Source organism: Lutibacter sp. (assembly GCF_021647475.1).
Lineage (GTDB): Bacteria > Bacteroidota > Bacteroidia > Flavobacteriales > Flavobacteriaceae > Lutibacter.
Genome location: NZ_JAKIUR010000012.1, coordinates 24,672 through 49,475 on the forward strand (window position 1 = coordinate 24,672; position 24,804 = coordinate 49,475).

Sequence of the window (24,804 nt, forward strand, 5' to 3'; positions counted from 1 at the left end):
TCGAATCTACACTAGTTGAATTTGAAAAATGGGAAATTAATAATAAAAATAATTTAATCTAATAAATAATGATTGCTAAAAAAATAATTTTATTTGCTGTATTGATTAGTATTTATTCTCAATTGATTGCTCAAACTTCTTATTTAAATAAACGTATTCTTGTTGAAAATGTATCTGCATTTAATAACGCTATCAAAGTAGCAACTCCAGGTACTCAAATTATTTTAAAGAATGGAGTTTGGAAAGATGTTCACTTAAAAATTGAAGGTATTGGAACAAAGCTAGATTCAATTGTAATTAAAGCTGAAAATGAAGGGAAAGTCATTTTAACTGGAAATTCCAGCATAAAAATTTCCGGAAAATATATTAAAGTTCAAGGTTTTTGGTTTAAAAATGGTACTCCAAAATCAAAATCTGTAATTGAATTTAAAAAAGACAAGCAGAATGCTGCCTATAATTGCAGACTAACAAATTGTACCATCTCAAATTACAACCCACAAGATAAATCAATAGAAAGTCATTGGATTGAGTTATGGGGGAAAAATAACCGAGTAGATCATAACAATTTTACGGGCAAAACAAATGCTGGAACTACGCTTATTGTTTGGTTAAAAGGCCAGGAAAACACAGAAAATCACCATTTAATTGATCATAATTTTTTTGGATACAGACCCAATTTAGGTGAAAATGGTAGTGAAACTATTAGGATTGGAACAAGTACAAATTCACTTTTATCATCAAAAACAACAGTTGAATTTAACACGTTTAAAAATTGTAATGGTGAAATTGAAATTATTTCAAATAAATCATGTGATAATATTTATAAAAATAATTTATTTATTGAAAGTGAAGGAACTTTAACCCTACGTCATGGCAATAGAGCATTGGTTGAAAATAATGTTTTTATTGGTAATAACAATCCAAAAGTTGGTGGTATTCGCATTATAAATGAAGGCCACAAAATTCAAAATAATGTATTAATAAATGTAGTTGGGAAAAATTATAGATCGCCAATTACGATTATGAATGGCGTTCCAAATTCTCCTTTAAATAGATATAGTCAAGTTAAAAATGTAACTATTCAAAATAATACTTTAATTAATTGCAGCCCCATGGTTTTTGGTGCTGGTAAAGACTCAGAAAAAAGTTTAACTGCGGTTAATACAACTTTTGCTAACAATTTAATTACCAATACAACGAACACTTCAGTTTTAGAAGAACAAGATGCAATATCTGGAATTCAATTTATTGGAAACATTGTTGATTCAGACTCATCAGTAAATCCAGCACAATTCACTAAGATAAATATCGTTTGGAATTTATTAAAAGGACTTCCTATGCCTTCAATTTCAAATGATGAAATGAAAAAAAATTCAAAAAAAATAAGCGTAAGTCCAAAATATGATTGCACCAATTCTGAAAGAATTGATTTTGTTGCTGGCGCATTTAATTTGGATAATAAAAAATTACCTCTTGCAATACTTGCTAAAACTGGACCATCATGGACTCCAATAATTTCAAAAATCATCGAAAAAGTTCAGAATCCGTCAGAAATTAATGTAAAACCTGGAATTAGAACTTTAGAAAAGGCCTTAAAAAAAGCTTCAAATAATAGCTCTTTAATTTTGAGCTCTGGAACTTACTTTATCAAAAAAACAATGAAAATAAATGGAAATATTCATATTAAAGCATTGGATACAATTGCAAAAGTAATTCTAAAATCTGCAAATGACTTAGAAAAAGGACTTTTATACTTTTTTAGAATGAATGAAAATAGCAGTCTTCATTTAGATAATATTTCATTTGATGGAGGCTACAAATCCCCTGTGAAATATGCAATTGTTTCACCTGATGAACAAAAACCTAATAGTTATTCTGTATTTGTAAAAAACTGTAATTTTAAAAATTTTTCAAATTCAAATGGTGCTGTTTTTAAGGCATACCAAGGTGCTTTTGCTGATACTTTAAGTATTTTAAATAGTACCATTGAAAATTGTTACAGAGGATTAAATATTTCATACGAAAAATCTTTAGCAGGAAAAACTAATGTAAAAAACATCATTATAAAAAATACTATTTTTAAAAATATTGATGAGTTTGCCATAAATTATTACAGAAACAATATCAATCCTTTAACAAGTGGCGGAAATTTAATTGTAGACCATTGTATATTTAGTAATGTTTACAATAAAGAAAAGGGTTATACCATTAAAATTAAAGGAATAGATAAGGTGAAAATTACAAATTCAGTATTTGAAAACAGTTATCAAATAAAAGATTTCATCAGTTTAAACGGAATCACAAATATGATAAAAAATTGTTTGGTTTATATGAATGGAAACATCAAAACATCAAATAATGCAACTAAAGATAATATCATATTTAAAAGTCCAAAATGGGATAATCATAAGTTATTTATTCCCAAAAAAAAATCAATTTTATTAAAAGAAAATAATGGAATTGGAAGAATTGGCTTGACACAAAATAAAAAAGAATAAATTTTCAATAAAAAACTATACGTTACTTTGCTTTTTCTAATTTCACTAAAAATAAGATAATCTTCTGTATCTCAGTAATCTATTCGTGATCTAAAAAGAATTCAAACCTTCAACCGAGTGCTTAGAAGGAAGGAATCAATAAATATCTAAAAATTATATTGCAACAATTTGATTGCCCAAATAAGTATGGGATACTTGATAAATTGATGTTAACAAAACTAGCTTTCTACGAGAATTACCATATGTATATTTTTGAGGGGCTCCCCTAATGAAATAAAAAATATTTCAAAAATTGATGGAGTTAACAGAAATATTGGAATTCCATAAAAATTAATTGAGTTATACGCTTACTATCTATTTTATTTGATTTTGATAAATGGGTTTACTTTCTATCATTCTGTGAATAGTTTTATGAAAAATGCTGGTTTTAAATTGAGAACGATTTATCCTAATATAAAGCTCATCAAAGTATGCTTGAATATGCCATTTACTTACATGAGTTGGTATTGGAGTGCTACATTTACTCGGACAATATTTTAAGACTGTTTAAATAATAAAAAAAACGGTTTAGTGTGAACTAAACCGTCTATTTTAAAACAATTCTACTTAGTAGCGGGGACTGGACTCGAACCAGCGACCTTCGGGTTATGAGCCCGACGAGCTACCTACTGCTCTACCCCGCGATTTGGATGGCAAAGATACAACGATTTTTCAAAAAACCTACAAGTTTTTATAAATTAAAAAGATTAAAGAGTACCTTTGCCGCCTTAAACATTGAAAATGAAGCATAAAGCAGGTTTTGTTAATATTATTGGGAATCCAAACGTTGGTAAATCTACCTTAATGAATGCCTTTGTTGGAGAGCGATTGTCTATTATAACCTCAAAAGCACAAACTACTCGTCATCGTATATTAGGAATTGTAAATGGTGATGATTTTCAGATTTTATTTTCTGATACTCCTGGAATTATAAAACCCGCCTACGAACTTCAAAATTCTATGATGGGTTTTGTAAAATCTGCTTTTGAAGATGCCGATGTTCTTATTTATATGGTTGAAATTGGTGAAAAAGAACTTAAAGATGAATCCTTTTTCAACAAAATAACTCATGCTAAAATTCCTGTTTTATTAGTGATTAATAAAATTGATAAATCCAATCAACAGCAAGTTGAAGAAAAAATTGAATACTGGAAAACTAAAGTATCTAATGCTGAAATATTTGTAATATCTGCACTTGAAAAATTTAATATTGAAGCTGTCTTCAATAGAATAATAGAACTCCTTCCAGAGTCTCCTGCCTTTTATCCAAAAGATCAATTAACCGATAAGCCTGAACGGTTTTTTATCAACGAAGCTATTCGTGAAAAAATTCTATTACATTATAAAAAAGAAATTCCTTATTCCGTAGAAGTAGAAACCGAAGAGTTTTCTGAAACGGATAAACTTATCAAAATTCGTTCTATAATTATGGTAGAACGCGAAACTCAAAAAGGAATAATTATTGGTCATAAAGGTGCTGCATTAAAACGCGTAGGAACAGAAGCTCGTAAAGATTTACAGCAATTTTTTGGTAAAAAAATTCATCTGGAATTATATGTTAAAGTAAATAAAAACTGGAGAAGTGATAAACGTCAACTTCGTAGATTTGGATATAATGATTAATTTTTTTACTTCTTTTCTAAAGTTTTCATCATAAATTGATATAATTCATTCATTTGAGAATGTCCTTTTTTCTTTCCTAATCGTCCTAAAAAATACATTACAAACCATAAAACAGGAACTACAAAAAGCATTGTTAATGCAAACGAATATTCCGATTTTAAATTCCACTGTACATAAGCCATAATAGCAAACACCATAAAAACAAATGCCATTACAAAATGAATAAACATAAACAAGGTCCAAACTTGTGGCTTAGGTCCAAATAATCCTTTTACAATAGCTTTATTTTCATCAGCTTCAACAACTTCAATATTAAGTTGTGGCGACCAAAAATGATTTTCTATTTCAGGCACATCAATAATAATATGTCCATCAATTATTTTACTACAATACTTGCAGTTTTTTTGGTTTAAATTTTCTTTAAATTTTGTAATTATTTTTTGCTGGCTTTCATTAAAATCCATTTTAAATCTAGGCCGCAAAAAAATTTCATTATTTTTTTGGGTACTCACGTTTTTTGATTTTTTAGTACGGAAATATACTATTTTTTAATGAACCTGAAATTAAGAACTTACAATCTGCAAACTCCAAATTAAAATTATGTATTTTTGCAAAAATTTAAAAATTACCATGAGTAATATTGTAGCCATTGTTGGAAGACCAAATGTAGGAAAATCTACTTTGTTTAATCGTTTAATAAAACGAAGACAAGCCATTGTAGATTCTGTAAGTGGAGTTACTAGAGATCGCCATTATGGAAAAAGTGATTGGAACGGTAAAGAGTTCTCAGTAATTGATACTGGTGGTTATGTTATTGGATCAGATGATATTTTTGAAGAAGAAATTAGAAAGCAAGTACAATTGGCTATTGATGAATCCGATATTATTGTTTTTGTTGTTGATGTTGAAGAAGGCATTACACCTATGGATACTGAGGTGGCTAATATTTTAAGAAAAGTTAAAAAACCTGTACTAATAGCAGTAAATAAAGTTGATAACTCAAAGCGTGATGCAGATGCTGTTGAATTTTATAATTTAGGTTTAGGCGATTATTTTACAATTTCCTCTATTAACGGAAGTGGAACAGGAGAATTATTAGATGCTTTATCTGAAAAATTAAAAGAAGAAGTTATTGAAGAAAATGAATTACCAAGTTTTGCAGTTGTAGGAAGACCAAATGCAGGAAAATCATCTTTTATTAATGCTTTAATTGGTGAAGAAAGAAATATTGTTACCGATATTGCTGGTACAACACGAGATTCTATCGATACAAAATATAATCAATTTGGATTTGATTTTAAATTAATTGATACTGCTGGAATTCGGAAAAAATCTAAAGTTAAAGAAGATTTAGAATTTTACTCCGTAATGCGAGCTGTTAGAGCTATTGAAAATTGCGATGTAGCCATTTTAGTTATTGATGCTACACGTGATTTTGAAGGGCAAGATGAAAACATATTTTGGCTAGCCGAAAAAAACAGAAAAGGTGTAGTAATTTTAGTGAACAAATGGGACTTAATTGAAAAAGAAACCAATACCATGCGTGATTATGAAGCTAAAATTAGAAGAGAAATTGCTCCATTTACAGATGTTCCAATCATTTTTATAAGTGCACTAACTAAACAACGAGTATTTAAAGCTATTGAAACTGCTGTAGCTGTTTTTGAAAATAGAAAAAAACGAATTCCTACCAGTAAGTTAAATGATGCTATGCTAGATATTGTTAAACAAAACGGACCTCCAGCAATTAAAGGTAAATTTGTTAAAATTAAATTTTGTACACAATTACCAACGCCAACGCCTCAATTTGCTTTTTTTGCTAACTTACCACAATATGTAAAAGAACCCTACAAACGTTTTGTTGAGAATAAATTGCGAGAAATATTTAATTTTACAGGAGTTCCTATTACTATTTATTTTAGAAAAAAATAAACCATTTATTTAATTTATAACCTTCTGTAATTCAGTTTACACAGCTTTGTAATTAATCTTACAAATAATGTAATGCTAACCAATTACTTTTGATATTAATTTAAATTCATAATATGAAAATATTGGTATTAGGAGGTGGTTTTGCTGGTATTGAAACCGCTATAAAACTACGAAAATATGGTTACGAAGTAACCCTAATTTCTGAACGAGATTACATGTTTATTTATCCTATTTCTATTTGGATACCTGTTAGTAAAATAAGTTTTGAGGACACTAAACTGAACTTATTTGAACTTCAAAAAAAACACGGTTTTAACGTTATCATTGAAAAGATAACCAAAATTGATACTAATAATCAGCAAATTATAACTGATAAAAACACTCATAAATACGATTATTTATTTATTGCATTAGGAATGAGCAAAGTTCATATTAAAGGTTTAGAAAACACGCATTCTATTTGTGGCAAACCTGATGAAGCTACAATTATTAAAGATAAACTAAATCAATTAGTTGAAAAAGGAACAGGAAATATAACCGTAGGTTTTGGTGGTAATCCTAACGACCCAACTGCAACTACTATGCGTGGAGGTCCAGCTTTTGAATTGCTTTTTAATATTAGTCATTTCATTAAAAACAAAGGACTACGTGATAAATTTATCATCACATTTTTTGCACCAATGGCTGAACCTGGAAAACGCATGGGTAAAAAAGCATTTCAAAAAATGGGAGGTTTCTTTGAACGCTATCATGTAAAGACACATTTTGGTAAAAAAATTAAAGAATTCACTAAAGATGCAATTGTATTTGCAGATGAAACCAAATTAAAATCAGATTTAACATTATACATATCAGGTGGTGACGGATTACCAATTATTAAAGAAACTAGTTTGCCACAAAATGAAACTGGATTTGTTAAAATTAATGAGCTTTGTAGAGTAGAAAATGAAGATAATATTTATGTAATTGGCGATGCTGCCGCAATTAGAAACCATCCTTGGGCGGCTAAACAAGGTCATATTGCTGAAGTTATGGCCGATGTTAGTACCTATAATTTTCATAATATGATTATTGCTAGTGGAAAACGAAAAAGCTATTGGGAAAAACTACATATTATTTGTGTAATGGATAGTGGTGATGGTGCTGCATTTGTGGTTAGAACCTCTAAAAAAGAAATTATGATTCCGTTACCAATTGTTGGGCATTGGCTTAAAAAAGGTTGGGGTTGGTACTACAAACAAAGTAAAATGAAACGGATGTTTAGAATTCCTGGAATGTAATTTTAAAAGATAAAATCTTATAAAAAATAATTAAATACACTAAAATTATGAAAATTGCAATACCAACAAACGATAGAAAGTCTATCGCCAAAAGAACGGGAAGAGCTACTGAATTTGGGATTTTCACCATTGAAAATGGAGAAATTCAATCCGTAACATACATTAAAAATACACACAGCCATGGCGACCATGATAAAAGTGAGGGAAAACATCACAACACTTCAGAACATAATGGAAGCCATGAAGAACACAATCATGATGAACTATTAATCCCTTTAAAAAATATTGATATTTTATTAGTGAGAGCAATTGGAAAACATATGAGACAAACACTTAAAAAAGGAAATATTTCTTATAAATTAGTTAAAATTGATGATATATCTGAAATTATTTCTGATTATTTAGAAGATTTAAAATAATTATCAAAACAAATCAAAATAACAAAAAAGAGGCTTTCTAAAAAGAGAAATATTCGTCAACCTGAATTTACTTTCAGGTTCTCATAGTAATTGATTATTCGTATGATGAGATTCTGAAACAATACTTCGACGCCGCTCAGTATGACATCTTCAGGATGACGAGTCAAGACTTTTAGAAAGCCTCTTTTTATTTTTAATTATAAACTATTTTTTATTATTATTTAGTTTAACATAAATTATTTTTAATAAAACCAATACAACAATTGCACCACATAAAGAAACTAATAAATTAATAATCAATAAATTATAATTTATACTTCCATTTTTAACAATAGAGATAGGATCAAAGCCAAGCCTTCCAATAGATTTTATAAAAAATATACTTCCAAATACTCCTGCAATTGAATTCCCAATTAATCCAAATGAATATTTTTTAAAAATAAACCCAAATAAGTTAGCACCAATAATTCCAATTACAACACTAATAATGGCTATTAATGATTCAAGCATAATTATTAAAATTAGTGATTTCCATAATCCATATCATCAATTTTACCAGTCAAAATTCTTTTTTGAACTATAAAATACACAACTAATAATATAAGTCCAATTGTTCCCCAACCAACAGCAACAGACAAACCATAATTTGAAGCAGCCGTATTATAAATTGTTAACGATTTGTTTATGTTATTTGTAGAGGGTAAAATAACTGGAAATAAAGAAGCTAATGAAGATGTTATTCCTCCTAAAATCACTAATGTTGAAAACGTAAAAGCATAAATATCCTTTTTTAATTTTTTTATAAAAAATAGTCCAAATAATCCTACAAAATATATAATAGGAAATAGTATTAAATACGGCTTATCTATAAAATTAGCGAAAGAATTTGGTCGTATTATTTGCCAAATGGATAATGAAAATATAGTTAATATTAAAAGTACTATTGTCAACTTAAAAATTACAGATTTAAGTTTATTATTTATGGATGAGTTTGTTTTTAAAATAATCCAAGTTGCTCCATGAATTGCTAATGTTACCACTGAAATTAATCCAATTACAATAGTAAACCAATCCAAAACTCCTGGATGAATGGTTAAAGGACTAAAGCTACTATCCCATAATGGTAAGAAAAAAAAGTGAGGTTCAAAAGCAGAGATACCATTTTCAACACCTCCTAAATTTACACCTCTAACTACATTTCCTAAAGCAACACCAAAAAATAAAGCTAGCAATAAACTAGAAACACCAAAAGCTTTATCCCAAAAAATTGTCCAAATATTATAGTTAAACTGACTTCTAAATTCTAATCCAATTGCTCTAAAAATAATCAACCATAATATCATTATTAGCGGCAAATAAAATCCACTAAAAGCAGAAGCATATAATGTAGGAAATGCCATAAATAACATCCCTCCTCCAGCAACAAGCCAAACCTCATTAGAATCCCAAAATAAACCTGCAGCCTTTGCAATTACTAGTTTATCTTTCTCCTTTTTTGCAAAAAATAAATGTATAATACCAACACCAAAGTCGTAACCATCTAAAACAAAAAATATAGCTAAAACAACTGCAATAATCAAATACCAATAGATTTCCATAATTTAAAGTTTTTTAGAGGTTGGACCTTGGTGAATAGTTTTGCCGACTAGCACTAAAAATAATAGTCCTAAAACCATATATAAACCAACAAATCCCAATAATGTGAATAATGTATTTCCTGAAGAAACCGTTGGAGACATTCCAACACTGGTTCTTAACAACCCATAAACTAAATACGGTTGTCTTCCTAATTCTGCTACATACCAACCTGTTAAATTTGCTATATAAGGAAACGGAACTAAAAACATAATAACCCAAAGTAAAGGTTTAAGTGTAAATAATTTTTTTCGCCACAAAAAGAAAACTGCCAAAAACATGATGGCTATAAATATAGTTCCTAAACCAACCATAATGTGATAGGCATAATAAAGTGCTGGAATATTATCGGGTAAATCTTCTTTTTTAAATTGATCCATCCCTTTAATTTGTTTATTCCAATCTTTATAGGTTAAAAAGCTTAAAACATCTGGTACTGCAATTTTATTGTCTAATTTTTTAGCTACCATATTAGGTTGCCCAATAAGCACAATTTCAGCACCACCTTGCTCTGTTTTAAAAACACCTTCCATAGCAGCAAAAGAAGCTGGTTGATATTTAACTACATTTTTAGCATTCCAATCTCCTGTCGGAAAAGCAACCAATAGAGCCGCTATTAAGCCAAATATTATTCCTGTTTTCAAAAATAGTTTACCATATTCCAAATTCTTATTTCTTAGAATATAAAAAGCACCAATACTAGCAACTACAAATGATGAAGTTACCAAAGAAGCTGATTGATTGTGTAAATATGCTGGAATTAACCATGGATTATTAAAAATTGCTAAAAAGTTGTGAAGTACAAATTTTCCATTTTCTAAAATTTCATAACCAACTGGGTGCTGCATCCATGCATTTGTAGCTAAAATAAACCAGCCACTTAACCATGAACCTAAAAACACCAAAAAGCCTGTTAAAAAGTGCAATTTCTGTCCCATTAGTTTTTCTCCAAAAATAAACAATGCTAAAAAAGAAGATTCTAAAAAGAATGCAAGTACGCCTTCCATAGCTAAGGTTTGCCCAATAATTCCACCTGTAAGTTCAGAAAATTTTGCCCAATTGGTGCCAAATTGAAATTCCATTGGAATACCTGTAACTACACCCATGGTGAAATTAATTGCAAAAATTTTCATAAAAAATTTAGCAGCATTGTTATACTTTTCAATATCAGTTTTTAAAAATTTCCACTTGAAATAAACTATCAATAGAGATAAACCCATTGTTAATTGAGGAAATATGTAGTGGAATGTGATAGTAAACGCAAATTGCAGCCTATCATAAAAAAGCATATCGTTCATAATGTTTTTAATTTTTTGACAAAATTATACTAAAGAATAATTAATCGCTATAACAAAGGTTACTAACTATTAATTTTGAATATAAACTTAAGAATAATTTAGTGATATAGGAAAAGTATTTTTAAAAAAGTATTTATTTTAAAAACATCAAGGTTATAGGTTAATCTCTCTATTTGTTTGGCAATATTAAATCTGTTGTGCATTTTGACTCTTTAAACTTACTGTTTTACATCAGTTTGAGCCTACCTGACGGCAAGGCGGATAATTTTTGATAAAAAAACGGTATTGAGAACATCTGTATTTAAATAAAAAACCTATTCTCGATACTAATTTTAAGCCTAAAAAGGCTAAAATTCACTCGAATTGACAAAATTTTATCAAAATGCACAATGGGTTAAATCCGTTTTTAAGTACTGTTTTTGTGCTTCACTACAATCAATTAATAAAAGTATTAGTATGAAAAAAATATTTATCTTCTTTTGATAAATTATTAAATAAAATTTTACCTTTTTAAAAGAAATTATATTTACAAATAGTTTTAACAATTACCAACCACCACCAGCTCCACCACCAGAGAATCCGCCACCACCAAAACCGCCTCCAAAGCCACCACCAGAACTTCCTCCGCCAAAGCTTCCACTTCCAAAATTACCTCGTCCTGCTCCACTTAATAAAATTGCAGTTAAAATATTTGCGGCTATATTTCTTTTTCCACCACCTCCTTTTCCACCACGTTTATTATTGTTAGAAAAGATGGAAAGAATAAAAAAGAATAAAATAATAATTAAAAATATTGGAGGCCCACCATTAGATTTTTTGCTTTTTTTCGGATTTTTATTTTTAAAAGTTCCATTTAAAACCTGAAAAATAGCATCTGCCCCTTTGTTTAGTCCACTATAAAAATCACCTTTTTTAAATTCGGGAATAATAATGTTTCTAACAATAGTTCCTGTAGTTCCCGCAGTTAATTTATATTCAACACCATAACCTGGAGCTATCCATATTTTATGTTCATTTTTAGCTAATAATACTAAAACACCGTTATCTTCTTTAGCTTGACCAATTCCCCATTTTTGTGCCCATCTTGGAGTTAAAATACCTATATCTTCACCTTTAATTGTCTCAACCGTAATCATTACGATTTGGGTAGAAGTTGAATCAGAATATTTAATAAGTTTTTGTTCTAATGCTGTTTTTTGAGAACTGGACAATAAATTAGCATAATCATAAACACTAGTTTGTAATTTAGGTTTAGGCGGAATAGTAAATTGCCCAAAAGATAATTGTACTACAAATAAGGCTATAAAAAGCGGAAGACTAACTTTAATTATTTTTTTCATAAAATGTTTTATCCTTTTGAAATTTCATCTGGTAATTCATTTACATCATCTTTTTCATAAGGAAAATAAGCTTTTAATTGATTTCCTACTTCAATAATTCCTTCTTCCAATCCTTTTGCATAGTTTTTTTCAGCAAAATTAGTAAGTACTTTGTTTTTTACAATTTCCCAAAAATTATTGGGTACAAACTTATGAATTCCTTCATCGCCAATAATGGCAAATTGCTTGCTTTCAACAGCTAAATAAAATAAAACGCCATTTTTTAAATGAGTTCGATCCATTTTTAAAAATTGAAAAACCTCCTTTGCTCTTTCCATTGGAGGTTTTTTTGTGTTTTTTTCAATATGAACCCGTATTTCACCTGAAGTATTTTTTTCAGCAATTTTTATTGCATTTACAATAGATTGTTCTTGCTCAGCAGACAAAAAATCTTCAATTTTTGACATTAGTTTTTCTTTTTATTGAAATCAAATTTAACATCTGGTGCCTTTTCGGCTCCAGCTTCTGCATTAAAATAAGGTTTACTTTCAAAATGAAATAAGCCCGCTAATAAGGTGTTAGGAAACGTTTTAATATGATTATTATAGGGTTTTGTTGCTTCATTAAAACGAGTACGTGCTGTTAATATCTGGTTTTCTGTACTTGTTAATTCATCTTGTAATTTTAAAAAGTTTTGATTCGCTTTTAAATCAGGATAACGTTCAACCGTTACCAATAAACTTTTTAAAGCACCGCTTAATCCGCCTTGTACTTTATTAAAATTAGCCAATTGTTGTGGCGTTACTTTAGATGGATCAATATTTATAGAAGTTGCTTTGGCACGTGCTTCAATTACCGCTGTTAAAGTAGATTTTTCAAAATCTGCTGCTCCTTTAACGGTATTTACCAAATTGCCAATTAAATCACTTCTACGTTGGTAAGCTGTTTCTACATTACCCCAACTTTCTGATATGTTTTCATTTAATTTAACCGCTGTATTATTGAAATTTACACCCCATCGATAAAATCCAAATACAATAACTACAATAATTATTACAGGTATTAGCCACTTTTTCATTTTTAATATAATTTAATTGTTAATAATTCATTTTATTGGTAGCTTAAAATTAGTTTTTGTTACGATTAAACTTACTTTAAGCTAAATTATTTTTTATTTTAATCAATTCTGATTTAATATTTTCTAACCGATCAATAATTTCAAAATTATCTTTTATTGCTTTTGGTTTTTCCTTCATTTTAGCTTTAGCTCCTTCTAAGGTAAATCCTTTTTCTTTTACTAAATGATAAATAATTTGAAGGTTTTTAACATCAACCTGTGTAAATAATCGATTTCCTTTTTTATTCTTTTTTGGTTTTAAAATGTCAAATTCTTTTTCCCAAAATCGAATATGCGAAGTATTTACATTAAATGCTTTGGCTACTTCACCAATTTTATAATATCGTTTTTCAGGTAAATTTATATGCATTAGTCTAAAGATTGTCCTTCCATTTGAGCTGCTTTTTGCATGGCAATAAATTCTTGAGGAGATAAATTTCCGTAATAATAATTAATTGGATTCACTTTTACGCCATTTTTATGAACTTCATAATGTAAATGTGGTCCTTGTGATCGTCCTGTAGTACCTACAAACCCGATTAAATCTCCTCGTTTTACACGTTGTCCCTTTCTAACATTGTATTTACTTAAATGTGCATACAACGTAATATAACCAAATCCGTGATTTATTTCAATATGTTTTCCAAAACCTGACGCTCGTTGATCTACCCTTTTTACAATGCCATCACCAGTTGCATAAACAGGCGTGCCAATTGGAGCTGAAAAATCCATTCCATAATGTTTTTTTCTGGCTTTTGTGAATGGATCTGTCCGCCATCCGTAGCCAGAAGCCATTCGTTTTAAATCTCCTTTTTTTACGGGTTGAATTGCTGGTATTGCAGCCAATAGTTTTTCTTTATTATCTGCTAACTTAACAATTTCATCTAACGATTTAGACTGAATATAAAGTTGTTTTGCTAAAATATCCATGTTTTTGGTAACGTCAATTATCATTTCTGAATTGTTGAATCCTTCTAATGATTTGTAACGATTTACACCACCAAAACCTGCTTTTCGTTGTTCTTTAGGAATAGGATTCACTTCAAAATATAATCTGTAAATATTATTATCTCTATCTTGAACTTCGCTTAAAACACTTTCTATTTGTTTTATTCGTTTACTGTGCAGTTGTTCATTCAATTTTACAAATTCTAACTGACGTTTTAGTTCTTTTTCTTTAGGAGATTCAAAAACTGAAGTAAAAACCACATAACCTAAAAACATGAGAATTAACGATGCCAATAACATCAGTAAAAAATTCCTAAATTTTTCCCTTTTCCTTAAGTGAATTTTTTGATAGGATAAGGTATCTGGATTGTAATAATATTTTACTTTCGCCATAAATAGAAATTATCTTATTTTTGCACCATAAAACGTATTACAATTTTATAATATTGTGGTGCGTAAACAACAAAATTACAAAATGTTTTGCAATAGATGTAAAACAAAACCATTTTAGCATTGTATTAACATATGAAATCACAAGAAATACGTCAGCAATTTTTAGACTTTTTTGCTTCTAAAAACCATAAAATCGTACCTTCATCTCCAATGGTATTAAAAAACGATCCAACGCTAATGTTTACCAACGCTGGTATGGTTCCGTTTAAAGAATATTTTTTAGGACAAAAAAAAGTAAATCACAAACGAGTTGCTGATACACAAAAATGCCTACGTGTTTCTGGAAAACATAACGATTTAGAGGAAGTTGGTAAGGACACTTATCATCATACTATGTTTGAAATGTTAGGCAACTGGAGTTTTGGTGATTATTTTAAAAAAGAAGCTATTGATTGGGCTTGGGAATTTTTAACCAAAGTTGTAAATATTGATAAAAACAGTTTATACGTTACTGTTTTTGAAGGCGATAAAAAAGATGGATTAGCATTAGATAAAGACGCCTACAACTTTTGGAAAGAACATATTAATGAAGACCGAATTTTAAACGGGAACAAAAAAGATAATTTTTGGGAAATGGGTGCTCAAGGACCTTGTGGACCTTGTTCTGAAATTCACGTAGATTTACGTTCTGATGAAGAAAAAGCTAAAATTTCTGGTAAAAGTTTAGTAAATCAAGATCATCCTTTGGTGGTTGAAATATGGAATTTAGTTTTTATGGAATTCAACAGAAAAGCAGATGGTTCCTTAGAAAAATTACCCGCAAAACATGTAGATACCGGAATGGGATTTGAACGTTTGTGTATGGTTTTACAACATAAACAATCAAATTACGATACCGATGTTTTTACTCCTTTAATTCGTGAAATTGAAACTATTACCAATAATAAATATGGTAAAAATGAAGAAACAGATATTGCAATACGTGTGGTAGCTGACCATGTAAGAGCAGTTGCTTTTGCAATTGCTGACGGGAAATTACCATCAAATACTGGAGCAGGTTATGTAATTAGAAGAATTTTAAGAAGATCCATCCGCTACGGTTTTACTTTTTTAAATAAAAAAGAAGCATTCATTTACAAATTAGTGAATACATTAAGTAAACAAATGGGTGATTATTTTCCTGAACTTAAAGCTCAAAAACAATTAATTACCAATGTTATAAAGGAAGAAGAAAACTCTTTTCTGCATACTTTAGAACAAGGTTTAGTTTTATTAGATGGAATTATCAAAAACACTTCTGGAAAAGAAGTTTCTGGTAAAAAAGCTTTTCAATTATTTGATACTTACGGTTTTCCAATTGATTTAACTTCTTTAATTCTTTCAGAAAAAGGACTTACCTTAAATGAAAAAGAATTTCAAGAAGCTTTAGAAAAACAAAAAAACCGATCAAGAGCTGCATCCACTGTTGAAACCGAAGATTGGGTAATTATTAATGAAGATGATGTAGAGGAATTTATAGGATATGATTTTTTAGAAGCGACTGTTAAATTAACTAGATATCGAAAAATTAGCTCTAAAAAAGATGGTGATTTGTATCAATTAGTCTTTAATTTAACGCCATTTTACGCAGAAGGTGGCGGACAAGTTGGAGACAAAGGTTATATTGAAGTAAGTAACGGAAACGTAATTTACATTATTGACACTAAAAAAGAGAATAATTTAATTATACATTACACTAAAAGTTTACCAAAAAACTTACAGCAAAGTTTTAAAATTGTTGTAGATGAAACACAACGCTTTAGAACCGCTTGCAATCATTCCGCTACACATTTATTACAACAAGCATTACGTGAAGTTTTAGGAACTCATGTAGAACAAAAAGGCTCTTTTGTACATTCAAAAGGCTTGCGTTTCGATTTTTCTCATTTTGCAAAATTAACAGTTGATGAATTGCGTGCTGTTGAAGATTTTGTAAATGAACGAATTAACAATAAACTACCATTACAAGAGTTCCGTAATATTCCTATGGAAACCGCACTAAATAAAGGAGCAATGGCTTTGTTTGGTGAAAAATATGGAGATACCGTTAGAGCCATTCAGTTTGGAAAATCAGTTGAACTTTGTGGCGGAATTCATGTTCAAAACACCAGTGATATTTGGCATTTTAAAATAGTAAGCGAAAGTGCAATTGCTGCAGGCGTTAGACGAATTGAAGCCATAACTGGAGATGCTACAAAAGATTACTACATTAAACAAGACAATGAGCTTAACATTGTTCGAGGAGTTTTAAAGGGCACAATAAATGTCACATCAGAAGTTATAGGAGGAGTAACTTTAAATGTTGCAAATTCAGTTTATAAATTAAAGTCAGATAATGTTGTCCTAAAAAAACAAATTGAGGCTTTAGTAAAGGATAAAGCTAAAAATTTAAAAGGCGATTTAAAAAATGAAGTTAAAGAAGTAAATGGCATTAATTTTTTAGCTAAAAAAATTGATCTAAATCAAAATAGCATCAAAGATTTATGTTTTGAATTAGGTAACGAAATAGACAACTTATTCATTTTATTTGGTTCAGAAAAAGAAGGCAAAGCATTTTTAACTTGTTATATTTCTAAAAAATTAGTGGAAGAAAAAAAATTAGATGCGGGTAAAGTGGTGCGTGAATTGGGTGGATTAATTCACGGTGGCGGAGGCGGACAACCATTTTTTGCAACTGCCGGTGGTAGAAACCCTGACGGAATTGAAAAAGCTTTACAAGAAGCAAAAAGATATATTATTTAAAAATGAAATTCAGAACCTTATAATGTCCGTCATGCTGAGCTTGGCTCAGCATCTTTTGATGAGACCCTGAATCAAGTTCAGGGTGACGGATAACTAAATACCTAAAAAGTGAAATTTAGAACCAACATACAACTACAAAAAGAACGTAATCAACTAGATTATGACTCCAAAATAATATTGTTTGGTTCGTGTTTTTCTGAGCATATTTTTAACAAGCTTAACTATTTTAAATTTAATGCGGTTAGTAATCCGTTTGGAATTTTATTTAACCCAATTACTATTGAAAAGGTAATTACCAATTCCATCAATGAAAAAAGATATACCGAAAAAGATATTTTTTACCTTAATGAACGTTGGCATTGTTTTGATGCACATTCGGATTTGAGTTCTCCTGATAAAAATGAGTTGCTTCAAAATTTAAATAACTCAATTAAATCCACCCATAAAAAATTAACTGAAGCAACACACCTAATAATTACATTAGGAACATCGTGGGTTTATCGATTTATTGAAATGGATGCCATTGTAGGAAATTGTCATAAAGTTCCACAAAAAAAGTTTTTAAAAGAGTTGCTTTCTGTGGATGAAATTACTGTTTCCTTAGAAAATATGATTACGCTCATCAAATCTGTAAATGCTTCAACAAACATCATTTTTACCGTAAGCCCCATTCGTCATTTAAAAGATGGATTTGTAGAAAATTCACACAGTAAAGCACATTTATTAGCTGCAATTCATCAAGTAACTGATAATAGAAATCGACTATACTACTTTCCTTCTTATGAAATTATGATGGATGATTTACGTGATTATCGATTTTATAATAGCGACATGATTCATCCAAATAATACTGCCATCAGTTATATTTGGGAACAATTTCAGCAAGTTTGGATTTCAGAAAAATCAATTTCTATAATGAAAGAAATTGATACCATTCAAAAAGGATTGGCTCACAAACCTTTTAATCCTTCTTCAAAACAACATCAACAATTTTTAAAAAACTTAAAGGATAAAATTAAAGTGATTCAAAAACAATATCCTTTAATTTCATTTTAGCACAAAAAAAAAGAGAAGTAAAAAACTTCTCTAATATATTATTATAACCTGAGTTCGATATAAGGATTTAGTTGTTAAAAACGCTATTCTCGATACAATTTTCTATTGAAAATTACTCGAATTGACGTGTTTTGTTCGCAAATTACGTCAGATTGAGTGAAATTCTGAAAGAATTTTGTATCGAAATCAAGTAATTTGCTTACATCGAACTCAGGTTTATATGTAAAATGTTAATTCAAAAACTTAGCAACATTTTGCCAAGGTCCACCATTAACAACATCAATGCCTTTTTTACTTAAAAAAGAAGTCGCTTGCCCACTTCTAGCTCCACTTCTGCAAACTGCAATTACCTTTTTATTTAAAGCTTTAATCTCTTCAACTGCTGTAGGAATATTGTTTAAAACAATGTTTTGAGACCCTTTAACGTGTCCTTCTCTAAACTCTTCTGGAGTTCTAACATCAATAACAACAGCACCTTCTTTTATGTATTTTTCAACTGTTTCATTATCATTACCTCCTCCAAATAACCCAAAAAAACTCATTTTTATTTTTTTTAATTAAGGCGCAAATATAGTTCAATCCTTACATAATACTGTAACAAAAATTACTTTATTTTTTTATTAATTGAAGTCCATTAGTTATTAAAGCGTTGTATTTAGGTTCTTTTTTTAATTGATTTAAAAAATTAAATACATCTACTTCTAAAATCGATTTTGAATTATAAATTAATTCGTAAATCTCTAAAGCCAATAACCAATCATTTGGATATTCCTTAGCTATTTTATAAAATATTTCAGAAAGTAAATTAATATCATTTTTTTTATTTTCTCTTATTTCACGTACTTTTTTATACAATATATGCAACTCTTTTTGCTTTTCATTGTATTTGATTTTATGTGTTTTATTTTCAGATATTTTCCCAAAATTATCGAAGGAACTTACACAAGCTGGTCCGGCATAAGCTGAAATAATTTCTTTTCCAACAGCCATATCATATATTCCCCATTCTGGTTTAAATAAAATGGTTTCACCGTGAGTTACCGTGCAATTTTTAAAAGAAATAAGTACTATTTTCCCCATCAAATCTCTAATTCCTGTAATTACTGTTCCTGTAACTTTAATATCTCCTTCAAAAAGTAAGGTTGTTTTTTTTTCTTCATAAATTTCATAGGCTTCTAAATCCTTAGGATACATATTTTCAATCGCCAAATTTATCCCTTTTAATTTTCCAACCGGGCTTCCAAATCCGTCAGCATGATAATTTGTACCGTGACCTATTAACTCCTTATCTTTAATTGCCAAAGCAGTTAAACCTGTAGTTTGAAAATAAACTGGTTTCTGATTTTCAGTAGCTATTACGTTGGTAAAAATTCCTGATATTTGAATTCCCGTACTCAATTCAATAGTTCCTAAATTTTTAGATTGAATTAGCTTTTGAATTCCCTTTAAACCACCCGTTCTTAATGCCATTTTATTAGCAAATTCCTCTAATACATAACTTAAATGTGCAAAATCTGGAGTTACAAAAAGTTGAGGTTGTGCTTTAGTAATATCAAAATTTTGATTAGCAGCCTCAATAGAATACGGTATTTTTTTTACTTTATTGGTCAAACACCATTTACTTTCGCCAATAGATGATAATAATCCTGCACCATAAATTCTTGGATTGTCTAAACTTCCAATAAGTCCATATTCAACAGTCCACCAGTGCAAATTTCGTATTTGAGCCATTTCAGAAAGTTCTTCAGTTAATTGTTGCAAAGTTTCTACTTTTTGCTGTGCTTCATTAATTTCACTCTCAGAAGAATTTGGATCTTCTTTTAAAATAGATAATTTACGTACGGCTTCATATATTTCAAAATCTTTGGCAGAAGAAATTGCCTTACTTCCTATTTCTCCAAATCGTCTTAAATATTCTGCATATTCTGGATTTGCAATAATTGGTGCGTGCCCAGCAGCCTCGTGTATTATATCAGGTGCCGGAGTATATTCAATATGTTCAAGAGTTCTTATATCCGAAGCTATTACCAGTACTTTATATGCTTGAAATTCCATAAATGCATTTGGAGGAATAAAACCATCAACAGCAACAGCTGCCCAACCAATTTTTTTTAGAATACGATTCATTCCTTCCATTTTGGGAATACTATCCACTGAAATACCTGTCTCTTTTAATCCTTTTAAATAAGATTTATGTGCTACTTTACTTAAAAAATCAATATTTATACGCATCACATATCTCCAAACTGCTTGATTTTGGAATGTGTAACTTGTATAAGGTTGTTTAACAATATACTTATGTAAGTATTTTGGTAATTTTTTTGTAACGTTATTAAACACAATATCTGTAGCCATTAAAATATTTTTTTGCGTGAATTTACAATTTTTCAGCTAAATTACTGTATGTTCTACGCAACCGTTTTAGTAATTTTTAACGCATTTAACAATTAATTATCAATACCTTCCTTTAAAACCTTCGTATATTTGCATTGTAAAATAAAACACAATTCTTATGAATAAGAAAGTAATTTTAATGATTTTAGATGGATGGGGAATTACTCAAATCCCAGAAGTTTCTGCAGTTTTTAATGCTAAAACCTCATTTATAGATAGTTTATATACTAAATTTCCTAATGCCAGTTTACGTACCGATGGTTTAAATGTAGGTTTACCTGAAGGACAAATGGGTAATAGTGAAGTTGGACATATGAATTTAGGTGCTGGTAGAATTGTGTATCAAAATCTTGTAAAACTTAATAAAGCGGTTAAAGAAAATACCTTAGGAAAAGAGAAAGAATTGTTAGATGCTTTAAATTATGCCAAAGAAAATAACAAAAATGTTCATTTTTTAGGATTGGTTTCTGATGGAGGAATTCACTCTCACATTAATCATTTAAAAGCTTTATTAGATGTTGCTGCAGAAAATAAAGTTGATAACGTGTTTTTACATGCGTTTACTGATGGACGTGATTGCGATCCAAAATCTGGAAGTTCTTTTATAAAAGATATTGAAAATCATATGAAAAAATCAACCGGTAAATTGGCAACAGTTACTGGAAGATATTACGCAATGGATAGAGATAAACGTTGGGAACGTGTTAAAATAGCGTATGATGCTTTAGTAAGTGGAATAGGAACAAAATCTGAAAATGCCATAGAAAGCATTAAAGAAAGTTACAATAATAACGTAACCGATGAATTCATTAAACCTATAATTATGACTGATGATAATCATCAGCCAATTACAAAAATTCAAAAAGACGATGTTGTAATTTTCTTTAATTATAGAACCGATAGAGGTCGAGAATTAACCGAAGTATTAACACAAAATAATTATCCTGATTTTAATATGAAAACCATTCCATTATATTTTGTTACTATGACAAATTATAATGAGGCGTTTAAAGGAATTCATGTAATTTATAATACGGAAGATTTAAAAGATACTTTAGGTGAAATTTTAGAAAAAGAAGGAAAAAAACAAATTAGAATAGCAGAAACAGAAAAATATCCACACGTAACTTTCTTCTTTTCTGGTGGAAGAGAAAAACCTTTTAAAGGTGAAAAAAGAATTTTATTAAACTCTCCAAAAGTAGCTACATACGATTTAAAACCTGAAATGAGTGCTTATGAAATTAAAGATGCCATTATTCCAGAATTAAACAAAAAAGAAGTTGATTTTGTTTGTTTGAATTTTGCCAATGGAGATATGGTTGGTCATACCGGAGTGATGTCTGCAGCAATAAAAGCTTGTGAAGGTGTTGATGCTTGTGTAAAAGAGGTGGTAACTGCTGCTTTAAATAATGATTATACCACCATTATAATTGCAGACCACGGAAATTGTGAAACCATGATAAACCCTGATGGAACGCCAAATACACAACATACTACTAATCCTGTTCCTTTTATTTTAGTAGATAAAGATATCAAACAAATAAAAGATGGCGTTTTAGGAGATATTTCACCTACCATTTTAAAATTAATGGGAATTCCTCAACCTAAAGTTATGACACAACATTCTTTAATTTAATTTTGTCTTTTTAATCAAATTAAATTCTTAAAAATGAAAAAACTAATTTTAGCCATTATTATACTAACTTCCATTGGTTGTAATGCTCAAAAAAAATTAACTCCTACAAAAGATTCCGAAGGAAATTTAATTGGATATGCTCAAAAATCTGACTTTTTAAAAGAAGCTTATAATTATTGGTTTACACCAAATTATAAAAACTACAAGGTAGATGAAAAATTAGTTGCCAAAATAAAACCATTACTAAAAAATGTTACTATTAAAGCATTTATGGGAACTTGGTGTAGTGATAGCAAAGAACAAACCCCAGCACTTTATAAAATTTTAGACGCTACTGATTTTAATTATAAAAATTTAAAATTAATAGCTGTTGATAGAGATAAAAAAACACCCGATAGTTTACAAAAAGGATATAATATTCACCACGTTCCTACTTTTATATTTTATAAAAATGGAAAAGAAATCGGTCGTTTTGTAGAATATCCACAGGAAACCATTGAAAAAGATATGATTAAAATTTTATCTGGCAAATCATTTACACCCAACTATTCTGAAGATAATTAAACAGTTATTTAAAAAGACGTTGGCTTTTTTAATACGGATTTAAAAAAATGACTAAATTAATTATAAAAGGACCTACAGATTTTGACTCTAGGTTTGTAAGAAACAGCATTTATTTAGATGGACAAAAAATTGGACGAATTGGTTATGGAGAAACTTTAAAATTAGAAGTTGAATCTGGAGACCATAATTTATATGGGGAAATTCTTTGGTATAGAAGCAAAAACCTTTCTTTTTATATTAAAGAAAACCAAACTAAAACATTCAAAATATCTAGGCAGGAATATCAGAAATATTTTATTCTGATTTTTTTAGTAATTCTATTTATATATTCATTTGCAAAAATTAACTACAATATAAATTTAAATATTTTATTGATTTTACTAATTTTTACTTTTGTATACCCTTTTTACACTTTAACTTTTGGGAGACATAAATATCTGAAAATGACTGAATTACTTTAGAAAGTAATAAAAATAGATGAACTATTTAAAAGACAAATTTTAAATCGGATAACCTAAAATTTATAAAAAAATACTAAAAACAACTCATAAAATCCCGTTATCTAAAGAGTATAAACCATTGTGCCCAATTAAAAAAAATAGTATAAAATTAGATTTATAGAGTAAATGATATTATTTTTGATAGTGTCAAATGATAGTATCAATATGAAACCGCCATACGAAATAACTCCTAAAATTTTAAAATTAATAACTTCTATTTCAGAAAAAATTGGAGAAGTAAATGCCAATTTCTTAAATAAACCTTCTCCTCAATTGAGAAAACAGAACAAAATTAAAACCATTCATTCTTCACTAAAAATTGAGGGAAATACTCTTAATGAAAAACAAATCACTGCTCTTTTAGAAAATAAACGAGTAGTTGGACCAAAAAAAGATATTAAAGAGGTTTTAAATGCAATTGATATTTATGAAAATTTAGATAGGTACAATCCATTAAATGAAAAATCCTTTTTAAAAGCTCATCAGAATTTAATGAAAAATCTGATTGAAAATGTTGGGAAATATAGAAATCAAGGCGTTGGAATTGTAAAAGGTTCAAAAGTTGAGCATGTAGCTCCTCCGCATGAAAATGTTCCATACTTAATGAAAGACCTTTTTAAGTATTTAAAAAAACCTAATGAAATTGAATTAATTAAAAGTTGCGTATTCCATTATGAAATGGAATTTATTCATCCTTTTCTAGATGGAAACGGTAGAATGGGACGATTATGGCAAACTTTGATTTTAATGGAAAAATATCCAGTATTTGAATATTTACCATTTGAAACACTAATTAGTAAAGATCAAGAGAAATACTACAATGCTTTATCTCAAAGTGATAACTCTGGAGAATCAACGAAATTTATTGAGTATATGTTAGATGTTATTAACATCTCAATAAGTGAATTATTAGACTTTAATAATCGAACTCTAAATGAAAAAGCCAGACTAGAATATTTTAGTTTACTAAATAAAATAGAGTTTACTAGAAAAGATTATATGGATATTTTCAAATATATTTCTCCTGCAACTGCTAGTAGAGACTTGAAAAAAGGTGTGGAATTAAACTTATTTAAAAAAATTGGTAAAATGAATAAAACGAAATACAAACTAATAACTGGATTCAACAATGTATAACCAAAATTGTTTTTTATCGATAAATAGATTAATAGAGGTCAGTAGTTAGTTACATAACTAAAAATAATAATTAAACTCGTTGTGCATTTTAACTTTTTAAACTTACTGTTACGTCTGTTCGAGAGCTGAGGCAAAAATTTTCTCAAGTGGCTGTAATGACATTACGAATTTTAAATAAGTCTGTCATTCCTGCCTACGCAGGAATGACAATTCTAAAAAAAATCATAATCTAAGT

General features: G+C 29.0%; 22 protein-coding genes, 1 tRNA gene and 1 pseudogene. 11 read left to right on the forward strand and 13 right to left on the reverse strand.

Annotation, left to right across the window (positions count from 1 at the left end; translation table 11 throughout):
- The first annotated feature begins 68 nt into the window (after nt 1–68).
- On the forward strand, nt 69–2,498 hold the full coding sequence (locus tag L3J60_RS04525) for a polysaccharide lyase 6 family protein (RefSeq protein WP_291974303.1): 2,430 nt from the start codon (nt 69–71) through the stop codon (nt 2,496–2,498).
- 354 nt (nt 2,499–2,852) lie between these two features.
- Here the strand turns inward: L3J60_RS04525 and L3J60_RS04530 are convergent.
- A pseudogene (locus tag L3J60_RS04530) lies at nt 2,853–3,005 on the reverse strand (IS1595 family transposase); the annotation flags it as partial.
- A 103-nt stretch (nt 3,006–3,108) separates the two neighbouring features.
- A tRNA-Met gene (locus L3J60_RS04535) sits at nt 3,109–3,181 on the reverse strand.
- Between the two features lie 97 nt (nt 3,182–3,278).
- Here L3J60_RS04535 and era point away from each other — a divergent pair.
- Nucleotides 3,279–4,160, forward strand: a complete 882-nt coding sequence (gene era / locus L3J60_RS04540; RefSeq protein WP_291974304.1) for a GTPase Era — start codon at nt 3,279–3,281, stop codon at nt 4,158–4,160.
- Between the two features lie 5 nt (nt 4,161–4,165).
- On the opposite strand, the gene L3J60_RS04545 is transcribed toward era, so the two are convergent.
- The gene (locus tag L3J60_RS04545; RefSeq protein ID WP_291974305.1) at nt 4,166–4,624 is read right to left on the reverse strand and encodes a GTP-binding protein; all 459 of its coding nucleotides are present in this window, start codon (nt 4,622–4,624) and stop codon (nt 4,166–4,168) included.
- A 166-nt stretch (nt 4,625–4,790) separates the two neighbouring features.
- On the opposite strand from L3J60_RS04545, the gene der reads away from it, so the two are divergent.
- From der to L3J60_RS04560, 3 genes are all read left to right on the forward strand, one after another.
- Nucleotides 4,791–6,092: a ribosome biogenesis GTPase Der gene (gene der, locus L3J60_RS04550; protein ID WP_291974306.1), complete on the forward strand. Its 1,302-nt coding sequence runs from the start codon at nt 4,791–4,793 to the stop codon at nt 6,090–6,092.
- Nucleotides 6,093–6,205: 113 nt separating this feature from the next.
- The gene (locus L3J60_RS04555) at nt 6,206–7,372 is read left to right on the forward strand and encodes an FAD-dependent oxidoreductase (RefSeq protein WP_291974307.1); all 1,167 of its coding nucleotides are present in this window, start codon (nt 6,206–6,208) and stop codon (nt 7,370–7,372) included.
- Nucleotides 7,373–7,419: 47 nt separating this feature from the next.
- The gene (locus L3J60_RS04560; RefSeq protein ID WP_291974308.1) at nt 7,420–7,791 is read left to right on the forward strand and encodes a NifB/NifX family molybdenum-iron cluster-binding protein; all 372 of its coding nucleotides are present in this window, start codon (nt 7,420–7,422) and stop codon (nt 7,789–7,791) included.
- A 204-nt stretch (nt 7,792–7,995) separates the two neighbouring features.
- On the opposite strand, the gene L3J60_RS04565 is transcribed toward L3J60_RS04560, so the two are convergent.
- From L3J60_RS04565 to L3J60_RS04600, 8 genes are all read right to left on the reverse strand, one after another.
- Nucleotides 7,996–8,301 carry a hypothetical protein gene (locus tag L3J60_RS04565; protein ID WP_291974309.1) on the reverse strand — a complete coding sequence of 102 codons (306 nt, stop codon included), beginning with the start codon at nt 8,299–8,301 and terminating at the stop codon, nt 7,996–7,998.
- Between the two features lie 11 nt (nt 8,302–8,312).
- On the reverse strand, nt 8,313–9,389 hold the full coding sequence (gene cydB / locus L3J60_RS04570) for a cytochrome d ubiquinol oxidase subunit II (protein WP_291974310.1): 1,077 nt from the start codon (nt 9,387–9,389) through the stop codon (nt 8,313–8,315).
- Between the two features lie 3 nt (nt 9,390–9,392).
- On the reverse strand, nt 9,393–10,724 hold the full coding sequence (locus L3J60_RS04575; RefSeq protein WP_291974311.1) for a cytochrome ubiquinol oxidase subunit I: 1,332 nt from the start codon (nt 10,722–10,724) through the stop codon (nt 9,393–9,395).
- 545 nt (nt 10,725–11,269) lie between these two features.
- Nucleotides 11,270–12,064 (reverse strand): YgcG family protein, encoded by a 795-nt coding sequence (locus L3J60_RS04580; RefSeq protein ID WP_291974312.1) that lies wholly within the window; start codon nt 12,062–12,064, stop codon nt 11,270–11,272.
- A gap of 8 nt (nt 12,065–12,072) precedes the next feature.
- Complete coding sequence (locus L3J60_RS04585) at nt 12,073–12,510, reverse strand: TPM domain-containing protein (protein ID WP_291974313.1); 438 nt, start codon at nt 12,508–12,510, stop codon at nt 12,073–12,075.
- Complete coding sequence (locus tag L3J60_RS04590) at nt 12,510–13,121, reverse strand: LemA family protein (protein WP_291974314.1); 612 nt, start codon at nt 13,119–13,121, stop codon at nt 12,510–12,512. Before L3J60_RS04590 ends, L3J60_RS04585 begins: the two co-directional genes overlap by 1 nt.
- Nucleotides 13,122–13,197: 76 nt before the next feature.
- Nucleotides 13,198–13,530 carry a MerR family transcriptional regulator gene (locus L3J60_RS04595; RefSeq protein WP_291974315.1) on the reverse strand — a complete coding sequence of 111 codons (333 nt, stop codon included), beginning with the start codon at nt 13,528–13,530 and terminating at the stop codon, nt 13,198–13,200.
- A complete protein-coding gene (locus L3J60_RS04600; RefSeq protein WP_291974316.1) occupies nt 13,530–14,501 on the reverse strand; it encodes a peptidoglycan DD-metalloendopeptidase family protein in 972 nt (323 codons plus the stop codon). The genes L3J60_RS04595 and L3J60_RS04600 overlap by 1 nt, the downstream gene beginning before the upstream one ends.
- Nucleotides 14,502–14,633: 132 nt before the next feature.
- Here L3J60_RS04600 and alaS point away from each other — a divergent pair, with 132 nt between their 5' ends.
- The gene (gene alaS / locus L3J60_RS04605) at nt 14,634–17,282 is read left to right on the forward strand and encodes an alanine--tRNA ligase (protein WP_291974317.1); all 2,649 of its coding nucleotides are present in this window, start codon (nt 14,634–14,636) and stop codon (nt 17,280–17,282) included.
- 108 nt (nt 17,283–17,390) lie between these two features.
- Complete coding sequence (locus tag L3J60_RS04610) at nt 17,391–18,338, forward strand: GSCFA domain-containing protein (RefSeq protein WP_291974318.1); 948 nt, start codon at nt 17,391–17,393, stop codon at nt 18,336–18,338.
- Nucleotides 18,339–18,568: 230 nt separating this feature from the next.
- On the opposite strand, the gene L3J60_RS04615 is transcribed toward L3J60_RS04610, so the two are convergent.
- On the reverse strand, nt 18,569–18,880 hold the full coding sequence (locus L3J60_RS04615; protein ID WP_291974319.1) for a rhodanese-like domain-containing protein: 312 nt from the start codon (nt 18,878–18,880) through the stop codon (nt 18,569–18,571).
- A gap of 67 nt (nt 18,881–18,947) precedes the next feature.
- On the reverse strand, nt 18,948–20,693 hold the full coding sequence (locus L3J60_RS04620) for an aromatic amino acid hydroxylase (protein ID WP_291974320.1): 1,746 nt from the start codon (nt 20,691–20,693) through the stop codon (nt 18,948–18,950).
- Nucleotides 20,694–20,850: 157 nt separating this feature from the next.
- Between L3J60_RS04620 and gpmI the strand changes: the two genes are divergently transcribed.
- The 4 genes from gpmI to L3J60_RS04640 all read left to right on the forward strand — a co-directional run bounded on the left by gpmI (nt 20,851) and on the right by L3J60_RS04640 (nt 24,569).
- Entirely contained in the window at nt 20,851–22,368 is a 1,518-nt protein-coding gene (gpmI, locus tag L3J60_RS04625) for a 2,3-bisphosphoglycerate-independent phosphoglycerate mutase (protein WP_291974321.1), read from the forward strand.
- Nucleotides 22,369–22,401: 33 nt separating this feature from the next.
- Nucleotides 22,402–22,932 (forward strand): thioredoxin family protein, encoded by a 531-nt coding sequence (locus tag L3J60_RS04630; RefSeq protein WP_291974322.1) that lies wholly within the window; start codon nt 22,402–22,404, stop codon nt 22,930–22,932.
- Between the two features lie 47 nt (nt 22,933–22,979).
- Nucleotides 22,980–23,393, forward strand: a complete 414-nt coding sequence (locus tag L3J60_RS04635) for a hypothetical protein (protein WP_291974323.1) — start codon at nt 22,980–22,982, stop codon at nt 23,391–23,393.
- 204 nt (nt 23,394–23,597) lie between these two features.
- Nucleotides 23,598–24,569, forward strand: a complete 972-nt coding sequence (locus L3J60_RS04640) for a Fic family protein (protein ID WP_291974324.1) — start codon at nt 23,598–23,600, stop codon at nt 24,567–24,569.
- Nucleotides 24,570–24,804 lie beyond the last annotated feature (235 nt).